Annotated in this window: 19 protein-coding genes and 2 pseudogenes; 7 read left to right on the forward strand and 14 right to left on the reverse strand. The window is 60.2% G+C overall.

Annotated elements, in window-relative coordinates; translation table 11 throughout:
- Positions 1-111: 111 nt before the first annotated feature.
- The 4 genes from MUN84_RS06925 to MUN84_RS06940 form a co-directional block, all read right to left on the reverse strand.
- A complete protein-coding gene (locus MUN84_RS06925) occupies positions 112-2,721 on the reverse strand; it encodes an alpha-2-macroglobulin family protein (protein ID WP_244697216.1) in 2,610 nt (869 codons plus the stop codon).
- Positions 2,722-2,858: 137 nt separating this feature from the next.
- Positions 2,859-4,736 (reverse strand): MG2 domain-containing protein, encoded by a 1,878-nt coding sequence (locus MUN84_RS06930; protein ID WP_244697217.1) that lies wholly within the window; start codon positions 4,734-4,736, stop codon positions 2,859-2,861.
- Complete coding sequence (locus MUN84_RS06935; RefSeq protein WP_244697218.1) at positions 4,720-6,414, reverse strand: hypothetical protein; 1,695 nt, start codon at positions 6,412-6,414, stop codon at positions 4,720-4,722. Before MUN84_RS06935 ends, MUN84_RS06930 begins: the two co-directional genes overlap by 17 nt.
- 243 nt (positions 6,415-6,657) lie before the next feature.
- A complete protein-coding gene (locus tag MUN84_RS06940) occupies positions 6,658-7,239 on the reverse strand; it encodes a DinB family protein (protein ID WP_244697219.1) in 582 nt (193 codons plus the stop codon).
- A 123-nt stretch (positions 7,240-7,362) separates the two neighbouring features.
- Between MUN84_RS06940 and MUN84_RS06945 the strand changes: the two genes are divergently transcribed.
- From MUN84_RS06945 to MUN84_RS06960, 4 genes are all read left to right on the forward strand, one after another.
- Positions 7,363-8,337, forward strand: coding sequence for a hypothetical protein (locus tag MUN84_RS06945; RefSeq protein ID WP_244697220.1), 975 nt, complete (start codon positions 7,363-7,365; stop codon positions 8,335-8,337).
- A 99-nt stretch (positions 8,338-8,436) separates the two neighbouring features.
- Entirely contained in the window at positions 8,437-8,682 is a 246-nt protein-coding gene (locus MUN84_RS06950; protein ID WP_244697221.1) for a hypothetical protein, read from the forward strand.
- A 56-nt stretch (positions 8,683-8,738) separates the two neighbouring features.
- Entirely contained in the window at positions 8,739-9,467 is a 729-nt protein-coding gene (locus tag MUN84_RS06955; protein ID WP_244697222.1) for a ComEA family DNA-binding protein, read from the forward strand.
- 189 nt (positions 9,468-9,656) lie between these two features.
- Entirely contained in the window at positions 9,657-10,523 is an 867-nt protein-coding gene (locus MUN84_RS06960; protein WP_244697223.1) for a hypothetical protein, read from the forward strand.
- Positions 10,524-10,586: 63 nt separating this feature from the next.
- On the opposite strand, the gene MUN84_RS06965 is transcribed toward MUN84_RS06960, so the two are convergent.
- On the reverse strand, positions 10,587-11,534 hold the full coding sequence (locus tag MUN84_RS06965; protein WP_244697224.1) for a hypothetical protein: 948 nt from the start codon (positions 11,532-11,534) through the stop codon (positions 10,587-10,589).
- Between the two features lie 141 nt (positions 11,535-11,675).
- Here MUN84_RS06965 and MUN84_RS06970 point away from each other — a divergent pair, with 141 nt between their 5' ends.
- Positions 11,676-11,867 (forward strand): cold-shock protein, encoded by a 192-nt coding sequence (locus MUN84_RS06970; RefSeq protein ID WP_044003100.1) that lies wholly within the window; start codon positions 11,676-11,678, stop codon positions 11,865-11,867.
- Between the two features lie 94 nt (positions 11,868-11,961).
- Here MUN84_RS06970 and MUN84_RS06975 read toward each other — a convergent pair whose 3' ends face one another.
- The 3 genes from MUN84_RS06975 to MUN84_RS06985 all read right to left on the reverse strand — a co-directional run bounded on the left by MUN84_RS06975 (position 11,962) and on the right by MUN84_RS06985 (position 13,952).
- The gene (locus MUN84_RS06975) at positions 11,962-12,468 is read right to left on the reverse strand and encodes a gliding motility lipoprotein GldH (protein ID WP_244697225.1); all 507 of its coding nucleotides are present in this window, start codon (positions 12,466-12,468) and stop codon (positions 11,962-11,964) included.
- Positions 12,404-12,658, reverse strand: a complete 255-nt coding sequence (locus tag MUN84_RS06980) for a hypothetical protein (protein WP_244697226.1) — start codon at positions 12,656-12,658, stop codon at positions 12,404-12,406. The genes MUN84_RS06975 and MUN84_RS06980 overlap by 65 nt, the downstream gene beginning before the upstream one ends.
- Positions 12,659-12,737: 79 nt before the next feature.
- On the reverse strand, positions 12,738-13,952 hold the full coding sequence (locus MUN84_RS06985; RefSeq protein WP_244697227.1) for a stage 0 sporulation family protein: 1,215 nt from the start codon (positions 13,950-13,952) through the stop codon (positions 12,738-12,740).
- A gap of 528 nt (positions 13,953-14,480) precedes the next feature.
- Between MUN84_RS06985 and MUN84_RS06990 the strand changes: the two genes are divergently transcribed.
- A complete protein-coding gene (locus MUN84_RS06990; RefSeq protein ID WP_244697228.1) occupies positions 14,481-15,284 on the forward strand; it encodes a M57 family metalloprotease in 804 nt (267 codons plus the stop codon).
- 384 nt (positions 15,285-15,668) lie between these two features.
- Here the strand turns inward: MUN84_RS06990 and MUN84_RS06995 are convergent, their stop codons facing one another.
- The 6 genes and pseudogenes from MUN84_RS06995 to MUN84_RS07020 all read right to left on the reverse strand — a co-directional run bounded on the left by MUN84_RS06995 (position 15,669) and on the right by MUN84_RS07020 (position 22,184).
- Complete coding sequence (locus tag MUN84_RS06995) at positions 15,669-17,693, reverse strand: S8 family peptidase (RefSeq protein WP_244698700.1); 2,025 nt, start codon at positions 17,691-17,693, stop codon at positions 15,669-15,671.
- Positions 17,600-18,295 carry a hypothetical protein gene (locus MUN84_RS07000; RefSeq protein WP_244697229.1) on the reverse strand — a complete coding sequence of 232 codons (696 nt, stop codon included), beginning with the start codon at positions 18,293-18,295 and terminating at the stop codon, positions 17,600-17,602. The genes MUN84_RS06995 and MUN84_RS07000 overlap by 94 nt, the downstream gene beginning before the upstream one ends.
- Positions 18,296-18,481: 186 nt before the next feature.
- Positions 18,482-19,644, reverse strand: a pseudogene (locus tag MUN84_RS07005) (zinc-dependent alcohol dehydrogenase).
- A gap of 193 nt (positions 19,645-19,837) precedes the next feature.
- Positions 19,838-20,638 carry a hypothetical protein gene (locus tag MUN84_RS07010; RefSeq protein WP_244697230.1) on the reverse strand — a complete coding sequence of 267 codons (801 nt, stop codon included), beginning with the start codon at positions 20,636-20,638 and terminating at the stop codon, positions 19,838-19,840.
- Positions 20,639-20,753: 115 nt separating this feature from the next.
- Positions 20,754-21,547: pseudogene (locus tag MUN84_RS07015) on the reverse strand (UDP-2,3-diacylglucosamine diphosphatase).
- On the reverse strand, positions 21,522-22,184 hold the full coding sequence (locus MUN84_RS07020) for a lactate utilization protein C (RefSeq protein WP_244697231.1): 663 nt from the start codon (positions 22,182-22,184) through the stop codon (positions 21,522-21,524). Before MUN84_RS07020 ends, MUN84_RS07015 begins: the two are co-directional and overlap by 26 nt.
- A 278-nt stretch (positions 22,185-22,462) precedes the next feature.
- On the opposite strand from MUN84_RS07020, the gene MUN84_RS07025 reads away from it, so the two are divergent.
- A complete protein-coding gene (locus tag MUN84_RS07025) occupies positions 22,463-22,663 on the forward strand; it encodes a hypothetical protein (RefSeq protein WP_244697232.1) in 201 nt (66 codons plus the stop codon).
- Positions 22,664-22,665: the final 2 nt, after the last annotated feature.

The raw sequence follows: 22,665 nt of genomic DNA on the forward strand, positions 1-22,665 counted from the left end.
GAGCGGCAAATGTACTATTCACAAAGGCTTGGCTCAAAACGCTCTGCTAAAGTTCAGATAATCTGCAGGTATAGTACAGCTCCTTCCGCCGATACTACCACCCGGCAGCCGTTAGGGCTGGGCGGCAATCTGTAGCCTCACGCCTGCCGAGTGGGTCGTAAACTCCGGGGCGTAGAGACACTGCAGCTGCGAGAGGCCGCCCGAGAAATTGCCGGCCTGGGCCGCCCGCAGGCGGTACTCAAAGGTGTGGGTGCCCTTAGAAAAGTAGCTGATAAAGAAGTTGGTGGCCGCGTCGCGGGGGCTTTCATAATAGCCCAGGCCGCCCTGGTAACGGTAGCCAGAAGTCTGGCCGATGAGCTCCAGGCCGGCGGCGCGCTGGTCTTTGAGGTGCACGTACTCCAGGTCTCGGTCGGCGCGTAGTACCAGGCGTACCACCAGCACGTCGCCGACGCGCAGGGGCGTGGCCGCGGTGAGGGGCTCCAGTACGGGGCCGGCAGCGGTGCGCTGCTCCCGGTAGAGGCGGCGCTCCAGTTGCAGCTGCGTGGCGGCGGGCGTAATCTTATCTAGCTGCTCAAAGTACTGCCAGTACAAGGCGCCCCAGGCCACGCCGGCATCGGGCTTCTGCACCGTTACGCGGCCTTGGGCAGGCTTAATTTCGGTGGCGGGCCAGGTTACTTTGTAGTAGCCGGTGCCAGCCTGCTGACTGGTAGGCTGCACGGCTTTCCCTCCTACCGCTACCTGCAGGGGCTTGGTGGGTTGCAGCCAATTGGAACCGCGCAGTAGCAGGGCGTAGCAGGCATCGGCGGTGGCACGGGTGCTTGCCCAGTTCTGCACGCGCTTTTGGCTAAGTAGCCACAGCTTCATTTCATCCACAGCTTTCTGGTCGTTCAGTACTTCATCAAAAGCCTCAATGAGGGTAGCTTGGGTTTCGGTAGGGGCTTCGCGCCAGTAGTAGCCGCCGCGCACCTCTTTCCAATACATGCCCAATTCAGGCGAGTGCAGGGCATTTTCCTGCAGGGCCGTAAGGATGCGCTTAACGGCAGCGGGCTGGGTTTTGGCGCGGTGCAACGCCAGGGCCGCCAACGCCTGCACGTAGCGCGTACGACCGAGCCAATAGGTAGCGGCTTGCTGCTGATAGTACGCCTGCGCCGGCTGGGCCTCCTTACGCACGGCCAGCGCCGGCCAGAAGCTGCGGGCGCACAAGGCCTGCACTTGCAAGTCGGTAAGGTGGTCTTGCTTAAGGTCTACTTTCGGCTGCTTGCGGAGCTGGGTGTAGTCGCGCTGCAGCTCCCCATCCAGGTAGGCCACGGCGTTCTGCAGAATTTGCCGGGCCTGTGGGTCTTGTTGGGCCTCGAAAGCGCCTAGTTTCTGCAACTTGCCGAAGCCGGCCACAATGAGCTGGGTGATGTAGCGGTCGGCGGGCATGCGTTCAAACCAAGGGAAGGCCCCGTCGGGTAGCTGCATTTGGCGGAGCTTGGTGAGGGCACGGGCAGTTTCGGCTTTCAGGCGGGGCTCATCAAATAGCTCGGCAAGGCGGCGCATCCGCTCGGTTTCGTTCTGAGCGTCGCGCACCCAGGGCGTTTCCTGCAGTAGCAAGGCTTTCAGCTCCTGGTTTTGCTCCAGCTTGCTGCTCAGGGCAGCTTTGTCGCCGGCCTGAGCGGCCCGCTGCCACTCAGCCAGCACGGTGCGCAGCTGCGGGTTGCTCTGCAGAATTTTGGCGGCCAGCAGGTTGGCATAGAGGCGGGAGAAGGTCTGCTCGGAGCACTCGTAGGGGTACTCCATAAGGTAGGGCAATGCCTGCACGGCGTACCAGGCCGGGTTAGGCGTCATTTCCAGCGTGAGCGAGTAGTTGCGGCGGGTGCTGGAGGTAGTGCTGGTGAGCTTCTTCAACTCAAACTCCCGAGCAGCCGGGCCCACCACCGCCAGCGGCAGACTTTCGGTAATGAGCAGGCGGTTAGGCAGCACTGGCAGCGTATTTTCTTCCCCGTCTTCTACCGTGCCTTGGTTTTGAGCCGCTGATTCTCTACCCTTTGACTTCTTACGAAGCTTACGGTCGGTCTTGCCTTTTTCAGACTGACTAGCCACTTCCGCCCGCGCCACTACGCGGTAGGTTATGGCCTCGATGGGGAGCTGGTCTTCGGCAGTTTCGGGCAGGGTAAGGTTCCAGCTGACAGCTTGGCTCTGGTTGCCGCGGAGGCTGAATTTTACCTGCGCGGGGCCGCGTAACACTTGGTTTTCTAGGGGCTGTTGGGTGCGGGCATCGAGCAGAAGAAGTTGGGCTGTACCGTTGAGGGCCTGGGCGGTGAGGTTGCTGAGTTTGGCCGAGAAAGTCAGCTGGTCGCCTTCCCGGAAAAAGCGCGGGGCGTTGGGTGTTACCTGCAGGCTCTTCTGCGTTACTAGCTCCTGGCGCAGCAGGCCGGTGCGTAGCTGCTGGTCGTGGGCTAGGGCCAGCAGCTGCCAGCGCGTCACGGCTTCGGGCAGTTGAAATTCCAGCACAGTTTCGCCCTGGGCATTAGTACGCACGGCGGGCATCCAGAAAGCTGTTTCGCGAAAATCCTTGCGAGCCTGCACGCCACTGAGGTCGGGTTGAGAGGCGGCAGGCGTGGAGCCACTATTAGTAGTTTCTCGGAACTTAGCCGACCGTACTACCCCGCGCACTTGGATTCTAGGAGCAGATACAGCGGCGGCCATTGGAGCCATTTCCTGATCAGCAACGGCCATAGCGCCTTCACTAGATTCTAAACCGGCTAAGTCAGCAGGATTATCAGTGTTGCCTCTTATGGTTTTCAAGGCTACTACTTTATCTTTTGATTCCTCTTGGTCCGGAATTTCATCGTTGCCCCATAATCCCCACATATTCAGATGCGGGTAGCGAATGGCAGCCGGGTAATATGAGGCAACGTATCGGTTGAACAGCTCCACCCCATCCTCCGTCCCGAAGTGGCCGTTCCAGGCCAGTGTGGGGGGAAATAAGGCTGGTAGAACTTCGGGGCGGCGAAATCGTGGGGCCGGAATATGTCCAACGACTTATCATAGAGCGTGGCCAGCAGCTCGGCGTCGGCGGGTTTGCCATCGGTCTGGTGAATGGTGACGCGCCAGGTTTCCTTCTGGCCGGGCTGTAGCTTATCACGGAAGGTAGCAATGCTGAGCACCAGCGGGGCGGGCGGCGTGGCTACCTGCACTGGGGCCATGTGGGTGTAGAGGCGGTTATCGCGCACTTGGGTGAGGTGCACGTAAAGTTGGGTTTCACCGAGGGCGGCGGGCACGGGTATTGCCACCACGCGCTGCTCATTGGCGCGTAGCGTCAGCCACTGGTGGTGCAGGGTTTCGCCCTTGGCTTCGGCTTCCAGCAGCACTCGGGCGCCCTCCTGAGAGCTACCCACCAGAAAGCGGGCCGTTTGGCCGGGCGCTACGCTGTCTTGCAGGGGCACAAACCAGTTGGCTGTGGGTACGGGCAGGGTAGTAGTGGTGGGGTCGAAGAGGGTAAACCGCTGCTCCGTGCGGGCCGCAGGCTGACCGGCCGCTCCTAGGCTAGCCGTGGCTTCCAGCAGGTAGCGGCCCGGCGTTTGAGTGGCCAGGGCGGTTTGCAGGGCGGGCAGCAGCGGGGTTTTGTCGGTGTCGAAGTCCTGCGTAAGCACCAGGGTGCGGGCCCAGGTGCTGTCGTTGTCTTCCTTGCCATAGGCATCCAGCGGGAAGCGGCGCTTGAACTCTTCTTGGCTCAGGGCCTCGCGCTCGGGCCGCTCCCAGAGGCGGGGGCGCAGGGCGCGGGTGGGTGGCGTGAGGCGGTAAAGGCGCAGCTGACCTTTGGCGGGCTGGGCCTCGCCGGCGGCATTGGTGCTGATGAGGCGGGGCGTGGGCAACTGGGCGCGGTTAAGCAACTCGGGTAGCTCCAGGCGTAGCGTCAGGGCCTCGGTGCCCAGGCTCACGCGCTGAGTGCCGGTGCGGGTTTCGCCGGCGGCGTCCGTCACGTCGGCCGTTACCTCGAACACATAGCCAGGGGCCCAGCCACCGCGCTTGCTTTGTTGCAGAACCTCCCCTTTGGCAAGGAACGTTACCGCGAAGCCTCCGGCCGAATCGGTGCGAGTGGTACCACTCAGAATTTCCTGCTCGGGCCGGCTATTGCCGTAGATGCTGCGGCCGTACAGGGGCCAGAACGTGCGCCGCACCACTCGGTAGCGCACCGTGGCCCCGTCAATGGGCTGGCCGGCGTAGGCCGTGGCCGTGCCGCGCACCGTTACCTCCTGCCTCAGCACGGGCACGCCTTTCACTGGCTCAAACGCGACCTGGAAGGTAGGCCGCTTGTAGTCCTCCACGGCGAAGCTTTGGCTGCCGTACTGCGTCTGCAACGACATTTCGCCGTTTAGCAAACCCGTGGGCAGCACAAAGGAGCCGTGAAAGGAGCCGAAGTCATTGGTTGTAAATTTCAGGGTCTTCACCGTCTGGCCATTCACGTCCTTTAGCTCTACGGCAACCCCATGCTTCGTGAAGGGCCGCGTGACAGCCCGAATGGTTTCGGTAAGAATGCCTTTGAAGTACACCGTTTGGCCCGGGCGGTAAATGGCGCGGTCGGTGTACAGAAATAAATGCCAGCGCGGACGACTTTCTGGTTGTTGCGGCTGATTATTCCGGGAGTAAAAATTGCCCAGGTCCTCCGTCCAGAGGGAGTCAGCACCGTAGCTCAACAGTGCCGGACTGAACTGCGTGTAGTCTGACGAAGTGCTAAGGGGAATTTTCACCTGCCCCCGGTGGTAGTTTGATCAGGCTGCCCCGCCGCACTTCCATGTGACGAGCCGCCTGATTATAGGTAGCGAGAAAGGGCAGTACCCGCACGCCGGCCTGGGGCGCGCCGTTCTGGCGGTGCAACACCAGCAACTCGGGGCCGGCGGTACGGCCGGCGCTGCGGCGCACGTAGCTTAGCTCGCTCACTTGCACCTGACCGTAGGTGGTAACCGCGCCGGGCTGTTCCTTGTTGGGATTGTTGGCAGCGGTGCTGAGCACAATGAGGTAGTGCCCCAGCGGCAAAGCCGGCCCGGCGTACTGCACGGTGTGGCTGCGAAAGTCCTGGGGGCCAAGTGCGTCGAGGGTCCAGGTAGCGGCGGGCTTGGCGGCCAAGGCCCGGGCGTAGCGCTGGCGCCAGGTTTTATCCTGCTGGAGTTCCGGCCGCTCCAGCTGGCGCAGAACTTGAGCGTTGTTGATGCGGTAGGCCGTGGCGTAGAGGCGCGGGACGTTGCGCACCATCAGGCGCAGCAACCAGGGTTGATTGGGCAGCAGCACCTCCTCGGCAGTAAAACCTAGCTCCATGCGCTCCAACTGCTGCCGCAGGGCCGCCGCTTGCCGTCCTCCCCGCGACTTTGGGAACTGCGTGGCGGCCGCTACGGCCAGCTCGTGGGCTTTAGCGGGGTTGGTTTCCTGCCAGGTACCGGCTTCCAGCACCCGGAACTCCGCACTGATGGGTAGGACCTTGTACATTTCGGCGGCGCGGGCTAGGGCAGTGCGGTATAGCTCGGCTTTGTTGGGCAGCTCCGAGTGCTCGTGCACGAATTCCAGGCGCAACCGGTCGGCATCGGCCAGGGCGGCGGGGTTGGCGGCATCTTGCAGGCGGAAAGCCAGTAGCTGCTGAAGGACCTGCAGAGCATGGAACTGCCCATTGAGCGAGTCGGCTACTGGGGCCTGCAGTTTTAGGCGGGTAAATTCCGCAGCCGAACCAAACAAGGCCGCATCCGTCAGCTGGAACTGCTGAGCCGGCCGGGTTACGTAGTATTCATCGTTGCGAAGGCCTTCCACGGCGCGGTGGGCCAGCAACTCATACAGCGTGGGGCGCAGGGCGCGACCCTCAGTGCTGCCGCCCCGGCTGAGGGAGCCCAGGGTAGTTAATTTTAGCTGCTGCTGGCGGCGGGGCTCGTCCTGCACCGAGGCCCGGTAGTGCCGAATTACGGCCGCACCCAAGCGGGCGGCATCCCAGGTGCGCAGGTCGGTGCGACTTTGGTCGGCGGTATCGGGTTGGGTGCGCGTCCGGTCGTAGAGTTGGTAGCGGTGCCCCTGGTAGTAGCGCTCATAGAGCTGGGCCAGCAGGCTGTGCAGCACCGGCCGGGCCGGAAATTGCGCCGTTTTCAAGTCCTGCTCTACCAACTGAATCGCCTGCACATCGGCCTCCTCCTCCCGGGCTTCCAGCAGGCGCAGCTTATAGAGCAAGGCCCGTAGGTGCTCGGGTGTGTTCTGCTGGCGGCGGGCTTGCTGGTACAGGGGCTCCAGCAGCTTGGCAGCCGAAGCTGTCTGGTCTTTGGCCAGCAGTTGGTCTATCTTTTTCCAGGTAGCCGGGTTGCCGCTGGGGCCGTTGCCAGGCGGGGTAGTTTGGGAGGAGCCCGCGGAAAACAGCAGCAGCACGGCCAGCAAGCTTAACAGGAAAGGACGCATAGGGGTAGAACGGATCAGGCGGGCAAATTGGTAAACAGCTGATGCCGGGGCCGCGCTGATTCCATACAGCTCCTCGCTAAAAAGCTCTTTTTCTTTTCGCCGCGGCAACCCCTACAGCCCGAATCCCCGGCCACTCCAAGCGGAGCAACCCGGGATTCGGGCTGTGGCGAGGGCCAGTACTCGCTCTAAAATACTTCCTGCCTCTGGTTCGCTGTCCACCAAGCAACGCGGGAAATTCCTGGGTTAGGCGTTGATGCGCTGGCCATCCAGCACCCGCTCGGCCTGCAGGATGTGGCGCTTCATGTGTTCTACCAGCAGTTCCAAGGCGTCGGTCAGGCGCGGGAGCAGCAGCGGAATAATAGGGTTAGGAATACGCACGGCGTTGGCGTTGATGTCCCGGGTTTGCTCAATCAGGCTGTCCAGCTCATCAAGTTGGCGGCTGAACACCTCCAGCACCGTGCGGGGTAGGCGCGAGCCGCTGGGGGCGTACTGCTGGGGCGTTTTCATGGTTTTTTCGGTGGCCGGCACCCGCATGGCCTCGGTCATTTTCTGCCCGAAAAACCCGTGTACTACCAGCTCCGCCGGTTTGGAGCCACGCTCCTTGGCAGCCTTAATTTTGCGGCTCATTACCGGCAAGTACAGTCCGCCTACGATGTTGAGGTGCTCCAGGCACTGGCCCACGCTCCATTTGCCCGGCCCCGGCCCCCGGTTCAGCTGGTCGTCAGTAAGCGGACGGAAGCGGCGGTTGGTGATGTCCCGTACCCGCTGCAGTTCAGCAGCCAGGGAATCCAGAAAATCAGTTGTGCGACGGGCGGTGGCGCTCATAGTGGACGGGCGGTAAAGCGGAATAGACTGTAATGATACACCCCGCAAACGGTTTCGTCAATGTCCGTAGTGCTTGCGCGGCCAGATTGAAGTAAAATTCAGTGGGTAGCGTACCTTCGGGGCATGCCTCGTTTTCTATACGTACTGCTGAGCTTTCTGGGGATTTTCACGATGCTGTTGCCCACCGGGGCCACGGCCCAGGCCGTGCCCAACCCGGGCGAAAACGTAGCGTTCCTGGTCACGTTTGGGGCGCAGGCCGATAAAAGCTGGGGCGACGATGACTTCACCCAGACGTTCTTTTTTCTGGTTCCGAAGGAAAACCGCCAGCCGGTTTACATCCGCCTGTTTGACCCCGACTGCGGCGGACAGCATGACGAGGCCAAGTTTGGCTGGAACACTACCACCGAGTTCAGTCTCTACGGCGGGCCGGGCGCCCACTCCGGCCCCGATGCCCGCCGCACCGAGCCCCAGGGCAACTTTCGCTCGGGTACCTTGCTGAAGCAAATGGCCTTCGGTGCCGAGAAAACCTATGACAACCGCTGGTACACCTTCGGGCCCCTTAACCCGCTGGAGGGCGAATTTGTCAAGGAGTTTGATGGCTACGTGTTTAAGCTGGTGGCCCAGGGCAAAAAGGGCGACGACGGCAACCTGTACCGATATTTCCTGAGCACGTCGCCTACCCAGAACGTGCCCGTGGAAGGTGGAAATGCCTTTACCTACGAGTACAGCTTCCGGCTTTCGCCCCAACTCAAGGCCAAAACCCACCTCTACCCCTTCGTGAACGACCGGGTAGTGAGCATTAAGCAAAGCAACTTCGACGTGGATGGGGACGTGACCCTGAAAATCTTTAGCGTCGCCAAAAACGGTCATTCCGCCACCGTGAGCGGCGACAACCGCTGGGCCAACAGCGTCCATCCCATCACGGACAAGGAGCACGGCCTGTCCCTGGACTTGCAAATCACCTCGCTTTCCAAGGCCTCCAACGACCTAGTGTTTTACGTGACGGACCAGTACGACGTGGCTCTGCCTTTCTTTGCCGTTCCACTCGGGGGCCCGCCCCGCTACCGTTACGATGTAGATGTGAAGATTCGGCGGTAGGCGCCACGGGTAGCAGAAATAAAATAAAGTGGAGCGTTGCGCTGATTTCGTTTATTTGCGAAGTCAGTAATATTATGACTAAACTCTACTTATTCTGCTATGCCCGCTTCGCGCCCCGCTTCTTCCCGGCCTGCTCCTATTTCTGGTCGAAGGCGCGGCTCTTGGCCGGTGCTGCGTGCCGTGCGGCGCTACTTCGGCTTTTCCCGGCGCGAAACCTCTGGCTTTGTGGTGTTGTTAGGCCTGATCGTGCTGTGGCTGGTGCTTCCTCGCCTATTGCGCCCGGCCTTGCCGGCTTATGACCCTGCCCCGACCAGCAGCAGCTCAACGCTTGGGCTACGGAACTAGCGGCCCGGCGCACTACCCGGCCGGCCTTTGCCAGCCGCTACCCGCGGCGTAGGCCGGTGCCCCAAGTTGCGCTAACTCCCTTCGACCCCAACCAGCTTACGGCTACCGACTGGGAAGCCCGGGGCCTGCCGAGCTACGTAGCCCGCCGCATGGTCCACTACCGGGAGGTTATTGGCGGCTTTCGGGCTAAGGAGCAGATTCAACGGACCTACGGCCTGGAACCCGACTTGTACGCCCGCCTAGCCCCCTACATGCAGCTGCCGGATCAGCTACCTCCGCGCGAGGCCCGCTCCTACCCCAGCCGCGGCCCGTACCCAGACCGTAAGCCGTTTGAGCAAACCGCGGGAAGCCGGTTTCCGCACAAGCCTACCCGCTTGGCGGCCTTTGACCTCAACGCCGCCGATACCACCCAGCTCATGCAAATTCGGGGTATTGGCCGGGGCTACGCGCGGCGCATTATAGAGTACCGGCAGCGACTCGGGGGCTTCCAAAGCAAGGAGCAAACCGCCGAGATTTATGCCCTGCGCGACGCGCCCGACCTGGTGGACAGCCTGCGCAAGTACACCTTCGTGGCCCCGGGCTTCGCGCCAGCTATGTTGGATGTTAATAATGCCTCGTTCGAGATGTTGCAGGCCCACCCCTACGTTGGCAAGCGCCTGGCCCGCGTGCTCGTTGCTTTTCGGCAGCAGCACGGCCCGTTTCGGCAGCCCACTGATCTGCGTCAGATTCGGATTCTGGACCAGACCACTTTTGACAAACTAGCGCCTTATCTGGAGCTGAAATAAAGGCCTATAAACCGCGCCGATTCTGAGTTACCCTGAGGTCGAGCAGAGGCAACTACCACCTTTGCGGCGGCTAGTGCGGCGGCTTCCGGCTGGAAATGGTAATTTTCGGCCGTGGGACGTGCTTACTTAGCGTAGGCTCCCGTAGCTCCGGCTATTATTTGCCCGGGTTGTAGATTTCATGCGTCCTTTATGCCTTTCTCAGCGCCTCAGAAGCTAGTTCTCGGCTTTTTCCTTTCGGCTGCAGCTTACTGTGGCTGTAGCTCCGACCAAGGTCGGGGCGACTTTGGCAGCGCGGAGGACCAATATGAGGTAGAGGAAATCGGGCGACTCGACCGGCAACGGGTAGCCGAAAGCTCAGGGCTGGAAATAGCCGGCCCCGAGGGCGACTTGTGGACCCACGCCGATGGCGGCAATACGGCCCGCCTGTACAAAATCACCCGCCAGGGCGACTTGCTACAAACCTTGGACCTGGCACCCCTGCAGAACATCGATTGGGAAGATTTAACCCAGGACGACGAGCAGCGCCTTTACCTGGGCGACTTTGGCAACAACCAGAACAAGCGGCGCAATCTGTGCATTTACCGGCTCAGCGGCTCTGGCCTCAACCAAGTTGACACCATCGAGTTCAGCTACCCCGATCAGCGGGCCTTCCCGCCCCGCAAGCCCAAGCGCAACTTCGATTGTGAGGCCTTCTACTATTACCAGGACAGTCTGTACCTCTTCACTAAAAACCGGGGTGAAGGTCACTGGCTCAAGCAATACGTGCTGCCGGCGCGGCCGGGGCGCCACCTGGCCCGCCTAGCCGACAGCCTGCAATTGCCCACCTGGGTTACCAGCGCCGATATCAGCCCCGATGGCAAGCGTGTAGTGCTGCTGGGTTACGAGCAGGCCTACCTGTTTGAGCGCCTACCCGGCCGCCGCCTCTTCGACGGCTTGAAAAGCAACTTGGCGCTGCCCGAGTCAGGGCAGGCTGAGGCCCTGGTGTTCGTGAATGAACAGGATTTCATTTTCAGCAACGAGAAAGGCAAGCTGTTTTCCGTGACGCGCAAGCACTAAAAAAGCCCTGCCCAACCGTACGTAGCGGTTGGGCAGGGCTGTTGCGGTGAGGCGGCAGCACCATTAGTCAGCTCCACCGCTGCGGGTCGGCATGGGACCATAGTCAGTGCCTTCGCCGGAGCCGGTGCGGTCGTCGGAAGCGCCGCCGTAGTTGCGCGCGGCATCCTGGCTGTCGTAGTCACCGCGGGTAGGCGCCCCCGCCTGCTGGTCGTTGGGAGCAGCCGAGGCGTACTCATCATTATACGAGCCGCCCTTGGAGCCAAAGCCGCTTTGCTGGCCGCCCTGCGCATCAGGGGAGCCAGCAGCCTGGTAGCCACTGCGCGAGCCGCGGGTAGGCGTGGCATCGGCCTCGTTGCTGCCCTGGCTGGTGTTGGTGGGGGCTACTCCCGTCCGCAGGCCCTCGGGGCCACCCTCCGGATGGTTTGGTCTGTAGTCTTCCTGTTGGTTGCGGTGGCTAGCATCGGGCTGGCCGCTCCCGGCCCGGGCTCCCCCAAGCGAGGATGTGCCGTAGTTCTCTGCATAGCCTGAATCAGTGCCCTTGGGAGCCGCATTGTCGTTGGCGAAATCCGTGCCGACGGCCGACCCACTGGGCGCCGTAGCACCGACGGGCTGGGTGCCATAGCTGCCATTTTCATTACTTACAAAATCATTGGGCTGCTGCTGCCGCTCCCCAATGTAGCCAGTAGTGGGCACAGGGGTATCCAGAGTGCCGGCGTAGGTAGCGTTGCCCCGGCTAAGCTCCGCTCCGTACCCGCCCTGGGTAATACCCTGGTCTGATTGCCGGCCAAACTCGCCCCGGCTGGCGCCAGCTACCTCGTTTTGCTCGTGGTTGGGGTCGTGGGCAAAGGGCTGCTGACCAGTGGTATTCGCCGGTGTTTGCAGTTCCGTGGGCACGGGTTCAAGGCTCGACTGCTCCGCAGCCACCCCACTTGCTTGCGGCTCGTTGTTAGCCGTGGCAGGAGAGGTAGGCAGTTGGGGCGTGGAAGAAGCGGGGTTAGATGAATCAGTCATGGCGAGGGTATATGGAGGAGCTGGAATAGGCTTTCATACGTAGCCCTTTCGCCCGCGTTCGGCCCGGCAGACTTTTGCTAAGTTGGAAAACCATGTAGATTTACCGCCATTCTTTCACCCCACAACCGCTTACACTCCGCTATGAAAACCGGTAAAGTGAAGTTTTTCAATGAGTCGAAAGGCTATGGATTCATTGTTCAAGATGAAAATGGCCAGGAGATTTTCGTGCACCAGACGGGCCTCGTTCACGAAATCCGCGAAAACGACCGGGTATCATTCGATATCATCGATGGCAAAAAGGGCCAGAACGCTGTGAAGGTGGAGCGCATCTAAGCGACCCTGACTCTTGTCTTGACCTAACAAAAAACCCCGTTCGGCATGCCGAACGGGGTTTTTTGCTGGTAAACTACGGGCTCCTCGCGTTATGTTACTCGCTGCCGGCTGGCCGCCGGGCCACGCGCACGCCCACAGCCATAATGCCGCGGAGCTGGTCCTGGCGCATGTACTGCTCCAGCATGAGCTTATAGCGCCCTACCTGGCGGAACTGCTGGTTAGGCAAGGCCAGAATCTGGTGGTCGTAAATGTCGCCGGTACCGCTGCCGCGCGGCTCGCCGGTTTGCGGGTCCAGCAGTAGCATCTGGTGCAGCCGCCGCGACACGGGCTTGCCATCCGGGGCCGTGAGAGTTTGCTTCACGTACAGGTTGTAGTACTCGTAGTCCGCGGCGTTGCGGATGTTGAAGTACACATCGTAACGTTGGGTAGTGTCGGTGATATCGAACTCAAAGGTCGGCTTGTCTTGCACGGCCCACACGTAGGGGTCACCGGCTGGCGACTTCAGGTCGATATTCTTCTCGAATACCTGGTTTTGGTCACAGGCCGACAGTAGCAGGAGCCCCGTCGCCAGGGCCGGTAGTACACGAGAGAGGAAACGCATACGCAACAGCATCAGGAGGCAGCAGGAGAAGAAGTAGGCCCGGCCTCAGGACCTGCACCACCACGGCCCGGGCGGCCACCACTACCCCGCCGGCCCGAACGGTTGCGGCGGCCCTCCCCCGTGTCACCTCTCCCAGCCGCGCCTTCTGGCGCTTCGCCGGCGGAGGCGGCCCGCGGCGGACGTGCTTCACGCGGGGGCGGGCAGTATCAGCGGCGCCTGCGGGGGTAGAAGTTCCTTCCCCGGTTCGGCCCGCGTCGGTGCGCTTGCCCTCACCCCGGCCCCGGCCCCGCCGGTTCAGGGGACGGGCAGCGGCACCGCGGGGGCGGCTGCGCTCCTCCCCGGCTGGGGCGGCTTCTCCTTCGGGCGCAGCCGTGGCCGGAAGGGCAGTTGCTTCGCGGGGCTCGGGGTAGCACTCGGGCGGGGCGCGCTTGAGCGGCCGGCCCGGGGGCGCTGGCCGTTACCGGCGCTACGTCCTCGGAACCCTTTTTCTTCTTGCCGCGCTTGCTGCGTTTGGAGGCTTTTATTTTATCGTCGAGGCGTTCCAGGGAACCTTCCACAATGGCCGTAACCTCAGGGGCTTTTTCCTCCTCGCGCACGGGCATCAGTAGGCTTTCGGGCTTCTCGCCGCGCTTGTTTAGGTCCAGCACTTCGCGCACGCGCTCCGTGGGTACTACCACCCAGTTGTTGTCGCCGCGCACGGCAAACCACATTTTCTTCTTGAAGATGTCGGTTTTCTGGAGGGTGTACTCCCCTTTCTCCGTGAGCAAGGGGCGCTGCACCTGCGGAATATCCTTTAGGGCATCGAGGTAGGTATCCAGCTCGTAGTTCAGGCAGCACTTAAGGCGCCCACACTGGCCCGAGAGCTTGGCGGGGTTCAAGCTCAGGTTCTGGTAGCGGGCGGCGGTAGTGCTGACGCTCTTGAAGTCGGTGAGCCAGGTAGAGCAGCACAGCTCCCGCCCGCACGAACCAATACCGCCGAGGCGGCCGGCTTCGTGGCGCAAGGAAATCTGGCGCATTTCTACCCGTACCCGGAACTCGTCAGCCAGGCGCTTGATCAGGTCTCGGAAGTCAACCCGGTCGTCGGCGGAGTAGAAAAAGGTTGCCCGGGTACGGTCGGCCTGGTACTCCACGTCGGAGAGCTTCATTTTCAGGCGCAGCTCATCTACCACGGCGCGGGCCTTGAACATGGTGCCGGTCTCCAGGTCGCGCACGGCCTGCCAACGTTCCTCGTCCTGCTCGGTAGCTACCCGCAAAATTGTACGGATGTCTTTCGAGTCCTGAGGCACTTTCTTTTTTTTCATCTGCAGGCGCACCAGCTCGCCCTTCAGCGAAACGTGCCCCAGATGCCAGCCGCTGCCGGCCGATTCAACGACCACAGCATCACCCGTGACGAGTGGCAGGCGGCTCTTATTGCGGTAAAAGTCTTTACGTCCGCCCTTAAAGCGGACTTCTACAAGGTCAAACTCTTTAAAGTCGCTGGGCATATCCAGGTCCTGGAGCCAGTCGAATACATTAAGGCGGGTACAGCCGCTACTGCAGCTGCCTTTAGAGCCGCAGCCCTTGGCAGATGTAGTGGAGCAGCCCCCGCCGGAGGAGGAGCAGGATGAGCAAGCCACGGCCTGAAAGATCTATATGGTAAAGCGAAAGGTAGCCTTCCGCCTGAAATCGGTTCTAGACAAAGATACAGATTTCAAGGCGGCGGGCAGTGCTGGCACTAACGCCTCAAAATATATCATCAGTTCATTGGCGGCCTGAAGCGGCCCAAGCAGTGCTATTCAAGAGGTTGAGCATTTGGGGCAAATATTCGCTTCGTGCCATTAAAAATCAATTTTCATCAAAAATTCATAATTCGGATAAATCCTATTTTCTGCTCAACTGTAGAAGGATTGCAAGTTTGATAACGCGCTATTTGTTTGTATATAATTTTGACAATTACAGAGCCTTAGTTTTGAAATATCGATAACGAAAGCCTATGTTTACAGCGTTCTTTTACCTAACCACAACCAAAACACATGAAGACACTAAAAGTACTCGCCCCCCTCGCCCTGTTGGCTGCTACCAGCTTGTCGCTTTCCTCTTGTCAGGAAAAAGCCAATGTTGAAGTAAAAAATGAGGTATCGGAGACGACTGTTAACCAGATCAAAACGCTTGGTTTCTCGACGGCTGGTGCTCAGAAAGTAGCCGGTGGTGTAATCGTGGAAGGCGACATCATGCTGACCGACGAAATGCTGGCCAGCACGCCTGACTACAAGATGATGCGCGTAGGCCAGGATGAGCAGTACCGCACCACCAACCTGGTAGGTGGTCTGCCCCGCACCATCACTATCCGCGTTTCGACCAGCCTGCCTTCGGCCTACATCACGGCCACCGACGAGCTGATCCGTCGTTACAATGCTCAAAACCTGAGCCTCCGTTTCTCCCGCGTTACCTCGGGTGGCAACATCGTTATGAACGCGGCTCCTTCGGGTTCTAGCTACCTGGCTTCGGCTGGCTTCCCTTCGGGCGGCAACCCTTACGGCTCGGTTTCAGTTAACGTTGGTGCTATTGGCACGGCCAATGCCTCCACGTACATTGCTACCATTCTGGCTCACGAAGTAGGTCACTGCATCGGTTTCCGTCACACGGACTACATGAGCCGTCAGTACAGCTGCGGTGGTGCTGCCACGAACGAAGGTGCTAGCACCGTTGGCGCCATCCACATCCCCGGCACGCCCACCAGCCCAGATCCTAACTCCTGGATGCTGGCTTGCATTGGCAGCGGCGCTAACCGCCCCTTCAATGCCAACGACGTAACTGCTCTGAACTACGTTTACTAGCCTTTCGGGTAGTACGCAGTAAGCAAACAAAAGCCCTGGCTCATCCGAGCCAGGGCTTTTGTTGTAATAGAGTTTGACGGCTGACCATTGCATCCTGCCTATTAGCTTATGCATGACGCACGACTGAGGCTACCCGTCGTCATCAATTTATTTACCCCTGCTGGTAGTTGCTTGGCCGCGTCAATCTGCAGAGCCCTTACCGAGAAGCATAGTCACCTACAAAGCGGCACCTTTTCACACGCAATTCCCTCACGGCAGGCCGCACACGTTAGGGAAGCTTCTCCTTTATATAGCTGGACTGTCTCACTACCGAGCACGGCGAAACTAGCATCCGCAAGTCCAGCAGAATACTTAGGTGACGGACAGGACGGTTTAGGGATTTTGCTACAGCACCACAATACGCCGGGTTACCTCGCGGCTGCCCGCAACGCTGATACGGAGTAAGTAGGTACCTTTCCCTAGCGCATGGGTATCCTGTGCCTGAATAGTACCCCCATCCGTGGTGCGCTCCAGCCGCAAACGGCCCGTCAGGTCGAATATGCGGATGTGCAGGGCCTGGTCTCGGGGCCCGACTAAGGTGAGCGGTTCGCCCGCCACCACCGGCACCGGGTATACCAGCACATCGGAGGCTGAGGGCACAAAAAACACTTCCTCGATGGCACTGTACAGCAGTTGCCCCGTAGTGAGCACCAGACGAGCCCGGTACTGAGCCCGGCCGGCCAGGGCACTAGGGTCGGTTAGCACTAGGCTGGTGCGGCGCACCGGGGTAATCGTCTGGACTGTCTGAAAGGAGCCGTCCGCCAGGCGGCGCTCCAACACCACTGCCTGCAGCCGATAAGTAGTGCCCAGGGTTAAATCAAGCCGCACAGTATCCGTGACCAATTGCCGGGGTAGAAAGGAGCGCACGTAGCAGCCGTGCGTTACCTGCGTTACATCCGTGGTGCTGCCCCGCTCCCCTACCCGCCCCTGTATGACGGGAGCCACGGCAAAGTGGCGGGTAGCCGCTTCTGCTGCGGTAAGCACCACAGCGGTATCCGCCACTAAACGGAAGGGCTGCAGGTGAGTGGCGCCCAACTGGTACACTTGGTAGCGGGTAGCACCCGGCACCCGCGCCCAGGTCAGCAGGGTTTCATCGGGGCAGTTGTAGCCAACCTGCAAGGCCAGCGGCCGGGCCACGAAGAACGTATCCGACTCCACGGTACCTGCGCCGGTTAGGAGGCGCAACTGAGCTAGCTCCGTTGTTTCGGGCGTTGTCCAGCGAAACGTTTGCTGGGCTAAGTTTACGGAGGGCGCCAGAATAGTCCAGGTAGGTTGCCCCACCGGGCGATACTCCAGGCGGGCCGCCGTAGCTGGCCCCGCCCACTGCCAGCGCAGCAACGCCGATTCTGCAGCCCGCAGATTGCGGGCCCGCGTGGGATGTACCCACGTTAGCCCCGACTCAAACTCGTAAGCCAAGCTGAAGGCCTGCGGCCCCTGCGCTACGTTGTAGCCGCGCACCCGCAATTCGTAGGTGCCGGCTGTTGGTAGGTCCAGGGTAATCTGCTCGGCATTGTCGCGGTGATTGGCTTGCCGCCGCGCGGGTAGGGCTAACGAGTCCAGATGAGCAAAGGAGCTGAGCGTCCAGGGGAGCCAGCGTTGCCCCGTAGCCGGCCGTGCCAGGGTCAAGTCGAGGTCATTAACGAGCGTAGTAGTAGCATTGGCGGCCGCCTCAGGGTCATTCCAAACCAGCGTGGCCTTTAGCCGATGCGTTCCGGCTGGAACGGTAATCGTAAAAATCTGCTCCTGGCTTTGCGTAGCCAAACCTTCCGCAAAGCGGCGCTCCAGAATGGTTTGCACGGCGCCCAGCGCATCAGCCTGCCCGTAGCCAGCCACAAAATCCACGTTGGGTCGGCCGGCATCATCGGCAGCATTTAGCAAGGCAGCTTTCACCAGCGCCGACGCGGGCAGCTTGCTCTGCTGGTCGCGGTAAGCCTGCTGCACCAGCAGGCTGATACCCGACACCAAAGCCGCCGCGTCGGACGTGCCACCGTCGCCAAAAGCTACTAGCTCCGGTTTGAGGCGGCCGTCGGCGGCAGGGCCGCGGGAGCTGAGGGGTACTACTTGGCCCAGCGCATCTGTCGCGCCCACGCTCAGTGTGTTTTTGGAATTTTTGAACTGTCCCGTGAGGTTGGCTACCCCCGCCAAGCCGGCGTAAGACCCAGCGGGCGCGGGCTGGTTACCCGAATTACCAGCGGAGAATACGTGCAGCAGCTCGGGCCGCTGGCGTACCTGCTGGTCGTAGGCGCGAGCCTCGAGGCCGTAGAAGTTTTCGACGGCTACCCCGTAGGAATGGTTTTGCACCGATACGCCCTGGCTGGCAAGCGTAGTAGTATTGTCAGGAAGTAAGTTATCGTAGCTCGACTGTGCAATGCGGGCCTGCCAGGCGGCCCCTTGCCGGTCACGGCGGAGTTGCCGCCCCCGGCAATAAGTGTAGCCATAATGGTGGCGTGCGAATTCAGCAGCTGGGCCTGTGGATCGGGGTTAACCAGGCGGCCTTTAAAGTCAATATCATTGATGTCCAGCGGACTTTCCTTGACCGATACTGTCAGACCTTGGCCCGCTAAGGCGGGGTAGCGCGCATGCACCGTGGTAACTTTATTCGCGGCGAGGTCAGCGGTGTTGAGTTGGCGCTCGGGTTGGGCCCGGCGGTCGGCTACCTCCACGAAGCTCACCCAAGGGCACTGCGTTAGCTCAGCGGGCGTAACGCCGCGCACCTGCCAGAGCCCGGCGTGCCGAGGCTCGGCCGTTGCCACAGCCCGCGGTTGGTGCTGGGTTAGCCACTGCTGAAAAGCCGCCGGGTTGGTAACGCTTACGCGCAAGGCTCGCCCGGCGCGGTTGGCTTCTAGGCCCGGGGCTACCCGGCTGCTGGTGCGCACTGGCAGCGTTTGGGTCCTACCTACCAGGCTACTAGCCACACTGCCGGCTACCAACACGAAACGGAGATAGGCACGGCAGAAAGAAGCAGCAGACATAGCAGGAATTGGTTGTAAAAAGGCAAAACAGGATCGGCAACGACCGAAGTCGTCTCTTTCAAATGTAAGTAGAAAATAGCCCGGATTACAGAGCGCCGTCTGCCAAGCCAAACCGACGCAAAAAAGGGCCGGCAAGTAGCCGGCCCTTTTTTGTACTAGGCAAGAATAGGTAAGAAAGAGCGCCGGTTAGGGCTTTAGCACCACCTTCACGCAGTTGTCTTTCTTATTGCGGAAAATGTCGTAGCCGTGGGCGGCTTCGGCCAAGGGCAGCCGGTGCGTGATGATGTCATCCAGCACCACTTTGCCCTCAATTACATACTGCAGCAGCTTATCAATGTGCTTTTGAGCGGGTGCCTGCCCGCCCCGCAGGGTAATGCCCTTGTCAAAGAACTGATGAATAGGGAAGTTATCGAAGGGGGAGCTGTACACGCCCAGCACCGACACGATGCCGCCCCGGCGAACCGCACTCATGCAAGCCAGCAGCACTTTATCGGAGCCCTTTTCCAGGTTGATAACGGCCTTGGCCCGGTCCAGCAAATCTCGGTCAGGCTCGAAGCCCACGCATTCCACGCACACGTCGGCACCACGCCCGCCACTCAGCTCCCGGATCTGCTCCACTACCGACTTAGCATCTTCCCAGCGGATAACCTCGCAGTTTGTGGCGTGCTGGGCCTTGTCGAGCCGGTACTGCAGGGTATCAACCACCACTACCCGGGCCGCCCCGCGCAGCCACGCCGATTTCGCGGCCATAATACCCACGGGTCCGGCCCCAAAAATGGCCACAATTTCGCCGCCTTTTACTTCACCCCAATCAATGCCGGAATAACCCGTTGGGAAGATGTCCGTCAGGAATAGGGCCTGCTCGTCGGTGAGGCTATCCGGAATTACTCGGGGCCGAAGTCGGCGTAGGGTACGCGCACGTACTCAGCCTGGCCGCCGTTATAGCCGCCGTAAATATCGGTGTAGCCAAACAGCGCCCCGCCTTTTTCGGTCAGCAACCCACCTTCGGGGCCGTAGTGGTCAGGGTTGGAGTTTTCGCAGTGGCCGGGCAGTTGGTGGTTGCAGAAATAGCAGGTGCCGCAGGCAACAGGAAACGGCACCACTACCCGGTCGCCGACCTTGAGCTTGCCTTTCACGCCTTTGCCTACCTCTTCCACGATGCCCATAAACTCGTGACCAAGTACCATGGGCCGAGGCTGCGGAATGCTGCCATTGTAAATGTGCAGGTCAGAGCCGCAGATGGCCGTGCTCGTCACGCGGATAATTGCGTCGCGCGCATCTTCAATTTCGGGGTCGTCAACGGTATCGACGCGCACGTCTCTCATTCCGTGATACACGAGTGCCTTCATAACTGAATAGTATGGTGGAGTGAAACAGAACAGGCACTGACTCAAAGCCAGCCTGTTAGCATAACGCCACGCACCCAGTACGAGTTACGACCACCCGGCCGTACTACCTCCTCAGGCCCTCCTTAAGCTCGGCTATTTCCTGATTCACAAGCCGTCAGCTGCTGTTGCGCAGCTTCCTGCCCTCAGCAAGGGCCTATATTTTATACACCTGAATGCCGGCAGCACTTACCACGTAGGCATATTGGTCACTGACAACCACCTGCTGGGCGCCCGCCACGGGCAAGGGTACCGCCCGCTCGGCGAGGGTATACAGGTGGAAAAATCGGAGGCCATCAGGAGCCAGGTAGTACAGCTCGTCGGCCCGAAAACCAACGTAGCTCAGCCCCAAAAGCGGGAGCTTCTTGCGGTAGTTACCCAGGTTATCAAATACATAGATACCACTGGTGCGGTCTACGAGGTAGAGGTTGTTCTGGTACTCGCGCAGAAACCGGAAATCGGGGCGGGTACGACCAATAAGCAGGTCGAGCGGGGTAGTGATGGTGAACCGTTTCTGGGCCGCATCAAACTGGCGCAGCGTTAGGTCCGACTCGTTGAGCAGCCAGTACCGGTCGTCGGGAGCCAAGGTAGCCGCCCGCACTTGCCCGTCGAGGTAGTCCGGCCAGCGCACTTCCCCAATCGGCGTCAGAAACCGGTCAAGTAGCACTGCCTGTTGGCGGTCATCGTAGAACACCAGAACTTTGGCCGTGTTCCAGGCTTCTACCTGAGCCGTATGCCCCGGCAACGGGGGCGAATACGTGTTGAGGGCCTGCCCATCGGGCCCGTACTGGCGCAGATTATTCTGGGAATCCGTCACGTAGAGGTTACCGCGACGGTCTAGAGAAGCCGGTCCGGGCTGGGCCAGAGCAATAGTGCGCAGCAGCTGCCAGGTACTACCGGCAGCTTTCGTATTGGCCGGAACGGTTACGACGGGCGCGGCTTGCGCGGCAGGTGCCACAGAGCCCGCCGCGGGCGCCGTAGTTTGCGCCTGTGCACCAACCAAAGTGGTAAGCGTCAACCCTAGAACTAAGGAACAGGCAGCAGTCCATTTCATATTTCCAGGCGCTATACTCTTAGCTCTGTTTCCCTTGCTCAAAGTGCTGCAACGCCAGCTGATTGCCATCATAAACGCCGTAGGAGCAATAATTGACCCATTCTCCTAGGTTAACGTAACGGCTACCAGGGGCAACTGCCACATCCAGCGGTAGGTGGCGGTGCCCGAATACGTAGTACTCGTGCGGAAACTGCTGCTGTACTTGTCGGCAGTAGGTCAGCAGCCATTCTTCCTCCCCGAAGTACTGCTCATCAGCGGCGCCGTTTTGCAGGCGGCTGTGCTGGCTCCAGCGGTTAGCAATGCCGATACCTAAATTAGGGTGCAGCCGGGCAAACAACCACTGCGCTACCGGCGAGGCAAATACGCGCTTCAATACCTTATAAGTATGGTCGCCGGGGCCCAGCCCGTCGCCGTGGCCGATGTGAAACGTGTGCCCCCCGATGCGCTGACTTACCGGATTGCGCAGGACAGGAATGTTTAACTCCTTGGTGAAGTAGTCGAACATCCACATATCGTGGTTGCCGGTAAAAAACGTCACGGGCAGGCCGGCATCGGTTAGTTCGGCTAGCTTGCCCTGCAACCGAATAAACCCCCGGGAATAGCGTGGCGGTACTCAAACCAAAAGTCGAAGATGTCGCCTAGCAGGTAGATGGCTGCCGCATCCTGGGCGGCCATATCCAGCCAGCGCACAATGCGCCGTTCCCGCTCCAGAGAGCGGGCAGCATCGGGGGCACCCAAGTGAAAATCAGAAGCAAAATACACGCGGCGGCCCGGGGGCAACGCGAGGTCAGGTAGTTGCGGCGGGCGCGTCATCCAGTAAAAACAAGACGATGCTGCGCGGGCCATGGGCGCCGAGCACCAGCGTTTTTTCAATATCGGCCGTGCGGCTTGGCCCAGTGGTCAGGGAAATCATGGAGGGCAGCTTATCGGGCCCGTACTTCTGCTGCATCAGCTTCAGGGCGTCGCCAATGTCGGCTACCACCTGGGAGGTGCGCGCTACCACCAGGTGCTGATCGGGGTAGATGCTGAGGCGGCGGCCGCTAGCCGTGCCGGCGGCTACCATTACGCTACCCGTGCGGGCTACTAGGGCCTCGCAGCTCGTAAGCCCAGCGTCGGCGTTGGTCCGAAAGTCCGCTTCATCGCCCTGAAAAACAATATTGCCCTCGTGCAGCAGCTTTTTCAGCTCGGGCTCCCATACGTAAAGGTGTTCCAGATTCTTTTCCCGCTTATAGGCGAAAAGCGCATCGTAGAACTGCTCCACCGACTCGCAATAGTAGAACACGCCCCCTACCCGCACAAAGCTCTGCGCAAACGCTACCGCCAGGTCATCATCCGACGTGGGCCGGGGGTGCAGGGGCGCCGCAAAGTCGGGGCGCGCCGGCTGCTCCGCCGGCTGCCGCAAGGACTCCCGAATGCGCCGCAGGATAATATCACGAGAAGTATCCGCCATGAAAGTAAAGGTACAAGGATTCGGTTTGCGTTCTACGGCGGCATGATTTTAAGAAGCCTGGCCCTACCCTTACCTATTTCCGACCCGATACTGAGGCAATAATTGAACTACCCCGTAAAATTTTGGGCTGTACTTGAACACCTTATAGGCAAATAGTGACTATAAACGGGCTTTATTATACTTGATCAGAACTATGTAGAAGAAGTCAATTTGTACAAATCCTAGGCAGTGATTAGCTGGCACTCTTTTGGCAAATACCGTTTTAAAACGAACTGTACATGAACGATAGGCCTACTCCTCTTGCCGCAACTACCTCCTCTCCGGAAAGCTACAACGCTACCACCGCCGATTTTGAGGCGTGGCTAGCCGAGTTACTACCCGCCGTACGGACAGCCATTGCCCGGCATGGTTTTGAGAAGGCCAAAGCCTTACCGGCTTTCCGAGTTTATCTGCAGGAACGCCAACCAAAATATAAGTAGCA

The sequence above is a fragment of the Hymenobacter sp. 5516J-16 genome, assembly GCF_022919335.1.
Taxonomy (GTDB): Bacteria; Bacteroidota; Bacteroidia; order Cytophagales; family Hymenobacteraceae; genus Hymenobacter; species Hymenobacter sublimis.